This is a genomic window from Pelosinus baikalensis, from assembly GCF_020819555.1.
Lineage (GTDB): Bacteria > Bacillota > Negativicutes > DSM-13327 > DSM-13327 > Pelosinus > Pelosinus baikalensis.
In genome coordinates this window covers 1-2,558 of sequence record NZ_JAJHJB010000101.1, presented here as the reverse complement: position 1 = coordinate 2,558, position 2,558 = coordinate 1, and the positions used below count along the sequence as shown (strand labels likewise).

Below are 2,558 nucleotides of genomic sequence, written 5' to 3'. Positions count from 1 at the left end.
TCACCCATTGATGTTTTTCTACACGAAGTGTCGCACTTGAATTGACAATTCATCTAATAGATAATAAATTAACAGTAGGTCAATTAATCGCTTTTCAAATGTTATCCGGAAAAGTATTTGATCCTATTTTAAGGCTTGTTTATCTTTGGCAGGATTTTCAGCAAGCCCGTATCTCTATTGAGAAGTTAGGCGATATTCTTAATGAATCTACTGAACCGTCTTTTAATCCAAATCAAATTATATTACCAGCTATAAAAGGTAATATTGTATTTGAGCAAGTCAGTTTTCGTTACTCTATAAATGGTCCAATTATTTTAGATCGGCTAAATTTGGATATTAGACCTGGAACTGTAGTCGGTATCGCTGGGAGGTCCGGGTCAGGAAAAAGTACTTTAGTAAAACTTATTCAACGATTATATTTACCCGAATCTGGACGTATTCTTATTGACGGAACTGACATTACCCAAATTGAACCGGCTTGGCTGCGACGCCAAATAGGCGTAGTTTCGCAAGAAAACTATCTATTTAATGGTACTATTCGAGATAATATTGCTATAAATAATCCGGGTATGGATATGAAAGAAATTATTAATGCTGCTCAGTTAGCTGGAGCACATGAATTCATAGTAGAACTTCCTGAAAATTATAATACGTTAGTCGGTGAAAGAGGGACATCTTTATCAGGAGGGCAACGTCAGCGTATTGCGATTGCAAGAGCTTTAATTGAGAATCCTCGTTTACTAATTTTTGATGAAGCCACAAGTGCTCTTGATTATCAGTCAGAGCGAATTATACAGAAGAATCTTTATAAAATATGTCAAAACAGAACAGTGTTTAATATTGCTCACAGATTATCCACCATACAACATTCCAACATTATTATCGTAATTGATCGAGGACGCGTTGTTGAGATGGGTACTCATAAAGAGCTTCTTAATCAAAAGAATTTTTATTATGACCTTTATATGCAACAAGAAGGATAATGTTTAACAAGAATGGCTTTCATAATAGGGAGGTATGAATAGTTGACAATTTTAAAACCTATACAACAAAAAAGCAAAAAACCTCTTGCAAGTTATTTTAAAAAAAGCGAACTTGAATTTTTACCAGCAGCTCAAGAAGTAATTGAAACTCCTCCTTCAGCTCTAGGACGAGCTACGGCTTGGACTATTATAAGTTTGGTTAGCATTGCCCTTATATGGGCCATTATTGGAGAAATTGATGAAATAGCAATCGCCCCGGGAAAAATTATTCCTTCAGGCTATTCTAAGAAAATTCAAGCGGAAGATAAAAATGTAGTAAAGTCTATTTTAGTTCAAGAGGGGAGTAAGGTGAACGTTGGGGATACTTTAATAGAGTTTGATAGTACTATTACTAAGGCAGATTTAACTCGATTAACTAAAGAGAGAGATTTTTATTTATTAGAAATTCAACGGCTTATTGCCGAAAAAGATGATCACCTTTTTTATCCTGATTCGAATATAAAAGCTGATCCGCAAGATATACAAAATCAACTTCAACTTTATTACAGTAATAAAGCTGCTTACCAATCTAAACTTGGCGTAGCTCAACAAACAATAAAAAAGGCTCAAGATGCTTTAGAAATTTCACGAATGGTAGTAAAAAAAGCCACTGCTCAATTTGAGATTGATACCGATCAAGAACAAAAGATATTTGAATTACTTCAGGCCGGAGCAGTGTCTAACTTTAAATACCAAAATTATAAGAAGCAAGAGATTGAATCATATCATGATCTAGCAGTTCATAAAACTGAGGTTAGTCAAGCAATTCACTCTTTGGAACAAGCTCAAGAAACGCTTCAAAATACTATCAGTGAGCATAATCGTGAAATTTTATCTAAGCTAGTTAACGATCGGCAACAACTACAGCAAATTGAAGAAGAATTAAATAAAGCACAGGAAAAATACAAATTAAGTCTTGTTTCCTCCCCTATAACAGGAACAGTGCAACAAATGGACGTTCACACTGTAGGAGGAGTGGTAAGTCAAGCTCAAACTCTTATGATTATTGTTCCAGAAAATGAAGCACTACAGATTGAAGCTTGGATAGCAAATAAAGACATTGGCTTTGTACACGAAGGACAAGAAGCAGAAATTAAAATAGAAACCTTTGATTATCGTAAATATGGAACACTTAATGCTAAATTAGTTGAAATCGGTTCAGAAGCTATTGAAAATAAAGGATATCGAGGGGTATTTGAGGTTGAAAAGAATTACTTCGATATTAATGGAACTAAAATATACCTAGTACCTGGAATGATAGTTACTGCTGAAATAAAAACTCGAAAAAAACAGATTATACAATACTTTTTAGATCCATTTATACAGTATAAAAATGAAGGACTTAGGGAACGGTAATCCCCCCCTAATTCATAAAAGATGATATTAGAGCAGCCTACACGGAATTAACCGGTAGGCTATCCTTTATTTACAATTTTTAAGATTGAATTTAAAACCACATACGAGACTATCCCGAATTCATATGAGACTATCCCGAAATCTGTGTAAACCTCCAAGTTGGTGTAAAATAGAGACATC

At 34.3% G+C, this 2,558-nt stretch carries 2 protein-coding genes; both read left to right on the top strand.

Annotated elements, in window-relative coordinates; translation table 11 throughout:
- The first annotated feature begins 41 nt into the window (after nt 1-41).
- Nucleotides 42-983, top strand: coding sequence for a peptidase domain-containing ABC transporter (locus tag LMF89_RS25175; protein WP_304622629.1), 942 nt, complete (start codon nt 42-44; stop codon nt 981-983).
- 42 nt (nt 984-1,025) lie between these two features.
- Nucleotides 1,026-2,378 carry an HlyD family type I secretion periplasmic adaptor subunit gene (locus tag LMF89_RS25170; protein WP_229537554.1) on the top strand — a complete coding sequence of 451 codons (1,353 nt, stop codon included), beginning with the start codon at nt 1,026-1,028 and terminating at the stop codon, nt 2,376-2,378.
- The last annotated feature ends 180 nt before the right edge of the window (nt 2,379-2,558 follow it).